This window comes from Nocardioides sp., from assembly GCF_035429765.1.
In the GTDB taxonomy this organism is placed as follows: Bacteria; Actinomycetota; Actinomycetes; order Propionibacteriales; family Nocardioidaceae; genus Nocardioides.
On the sequence record NZ_DAOMFK010000195.1, the window covers coordinates 3,424 to 6,080 of the forward strand.

Here is a 2,657-nt window from a genome sequence, read left to right on the forward strand (position 1 = left end):
CGGTCGCCGGGCCGTCGTGGTAGGCGACGAAGCCGTTGCGGGCAAGGTGTCCGAGCGTCGCCCCGAGGAAGGCAGACGCGGTGTAGTGGGACGGCTTGATCGCCGTGTGGCCATACGTGTCGATCAGTCGACGCCAGTCACCAGGGCGTGATTTGGCGTAGGCGTGCTCGACCACGCCGTACTCGACCCAATGACCGGGGAACCCCGCGAGCACGGCCGGGAGCTCCCACGCTCAGGCCGAGCTCCTCAGCCAGCCCGCCGAGCTCGACGCCGGGTGGGGGAGGGAGCGGACTGATCCACTCGTACGCGCCGGGCTTCGGGTGCCCCTTCCGCTCACATACGAACCGGTAGCCGACCTCGGCGCTGACAAACCTCACCGAGGGGGTCCTCGTCGCTGTGGAATGGACAGGTCTCACGCACGTGTCGGGTCCTCTACTTCAGGAACGCCACCCACGAACTCGGCGTACCGCTCCTCCAAACGCGCCTCGTCGGGTCGCGAATGTCGGCTGCGGGGGACGACCAGCAGCGGCTGGTTATGCATCTCCTGGAGGCCGTGGCGGAGCATCGGGCCGTCGATGGCGTCGAGGATGTCGTGGCGGATCCGCACCGTCAGCGCGGGGTCGATGCCGAGGATGTTCTGGTCGAAGGCAGCGTGGTGGATCTTGCACATCGCCAGGCCGTTCGGCACGACCGGGTCGCCGTGCGGCCTTCCGTCCGCGATGATGTGTGCCGCGTCGAGCAGCTCGGGAAAGCGCAGCGAGCAGACCGAACAGCGCGAGTCGTACGCCGTCAGCACCCGCGCACGGAACATCGGCTGGTGCAGTCGGGTCTTGTTGACCCTTTCGGCGTAGCGGCGCTGCTCGGTGGTGAAGGTGCCGCTCGCCCCCATCAGCCGCTCGCCCTCGTCCAGGGCGATGACGAACTGAAGGTGCTCGGGCTCGTCGCGGACGATCCAGACGGGGTAGATCGGCTCGTAGAGTCCGGGTGCGATCCCGACGAACCACAGCAGGGGCAGGCCGTCCTCGCCGGCCCGCCGGAGTGCCACGTTCTCCGGGTGGTTCGGGTCGTCGCCGCGGTACTTGTAGCGGAGCAGCCCGTCGGCGCCCTCGGCGTCGTCGTACGGCGGGGTGGCGTCGGGAGCCGTGTAGACGGTGCGCATCGACAGGGCGGCGTTCATCCCCGCGGGCTTGCGGATGCCGCGCTGCCGGTCCATCAGAGGGATGCGGTGGCCGTCGTACTCGAAGCCGGACAACCAGGCGTAATCGACCCGCTCGCTCGGCCGGCGATCCAGCCACGCCATCGCCGCCTCGCGGACGACGCGACTGAGCTGCTCTTCCAGCATGGCTCAGGTCTACCAGGTCCGGCGTTCGCCTGACGGGACTCACCGGAACGGCTACATATAGGACCGCCACCGACCTCGGGACAAGGGGAGACAATGCCCGCCACCATCAAGCGCCTGCGCCTGCGTCGCCCTGACAGTTGCGTGGCCTGTGGGATTCCCCTGGCCATCGGCGAAGAAGCGGGCTGGGATCGTGGGCTTCGGACCGTGACCTGTCTGTCGTGCCTCGACATCCCGGCGGACGAAGCCGCCCCGCCACTGTCAGCCCCGGTGAATGCCGAGCCATCTTCACCGCGACCGATCGAGACGAGCGAGCCGGGGGCGTCGCTGGAGCGGGAGTACGAGCGCCGGGTCGAGGCACGTGAGAAGCGAGTCCGGGAGCGCCATCCCCGCATCGGCGGCTTCCTGCTTGCGGTCACTTCAGAGCCGGCAACGACTGCGGCCTTCGCTCGGGGTGCTCAGGGGGAACGCCGAGTCGCGGCCAGACTGGAGAAGTCCTGCGGCGACCAGGTGCTGTTCCTGCACAACAGGCGCCGTGGCCCGGGCAAGCGCAGCGGGGACATCGACCACATCGCAGTCGCCCCGTCGGGTGTCTGGGTGATCGACGCGAAGCACTACGAGGGCGCCAGGGTTGATGTCGAGGTCAGCGGTGGGCTGCTCCGCCCGCGCAGGGAGAAGCTAGTGATCCGCGGAAGGGACAAGACGTCCCTGGTCGCCAGCCTCCGAGCGCAGCAAGAGGCGGTCGGCGTCGTCCTCGAGGAGTTCGACGACGTGCGGGTCCGCTCGATGTTCTGCTTCGTCGGCGCCACCTTGCCGTGGCTGCGGGTGCCCACCATCGAGGGGTTCCCATGCCGTGAGCTCGTGGACACGATCAAGCAACTCAAGGTCGAGGGGACCATCACCTCTGATCGGCGGCTCGAGATCTGGGAGGTTCTCGGCCGGGCGTTCCCGCCTGCCTGAGCCTGCAGGTCCAGACACACACGCGCCTCACTCCAGCAGACACTCCACCCGCGTCACCCAGCCGGGCGTGGGTGGGAGCTCCCGCCGGTCCCGGCCGAGCACTCCGGCGATCACGGCACACCCCGGGGGAGCGGCGGCCGGCCAGGGCGTGTAGCCGTCGGTGAACACCACGACCAGGTCGACCCGCGGCCGGAGGGCCTCGGCGGCGAACAGGCCGACGCGGAGGTCGGTGCCGCCGCCGCCGACCAGGACGGCGTCCCGGGCGTGCCGCACCCGGGAGACCGCGCCGACGGCGGCGTCGCAGGCGAGCACCGTCACCGACGGGTCGCCGACCCCCAACGCCCGGAGCGCGCCGTCC

At 69.9% G+C, this 2,657-nt stretch carries 4 protein-coding genes; 1 reads left to right on the forward strand and 3 read right to left on the reverse strand.

The genetic code is table 11. The features are described from left to right. Positions 1-214: hypothetical protein (locus tag PLP61_RS14210; RefSeq protein WP_324503405.1), on the reverse strand; the 214-nt coding region annotated here is incomplete at its 3' end. A 198-nt stretch (positions 215-412) separates the two neighbouring features. Continuing rightward, positions 413-1,342, reverse strand: a complete 930-nt coding sequence (locus tag PLP61_RS14215) for an HNH endonuclease (RefSeq protein WP_324503406.1) — start codon at positions 1,340-1,342, stop codon at positions 413-415. A 93-nt stretch (positions 1,343-1,435) separates the two neighbouring features. Here PLP61_RS14215 and PLP61_RS14220 point away from each other — a divergent pair, with 93 nt between their 5' ends. Further along, complete coding sequence (locus tag PLP61_RS14220) at positions 1,436-2,299, forward strand: nuclease-related domain-containing protein (RefSeq protein WP_324503407.1); 864 nt, start codon at positions 1,436-1,438, stop codon at positions 2,297-2,299. A 27-nt stretch (positions 2,300-2,326) separates the two neighbouring features. On the opposite strand, the gene PLP61_RS14225 is transcribed toward PLP61_RS14220, so the two are convergent. After that, the coding region (locus PLP61_RS14225) for a VWA-like domain-containing protein (RefSeq protein WP_324503408.1) at positions 2,327-2,657 on the reverse strand (331 nt) is incomplete at its 5' end.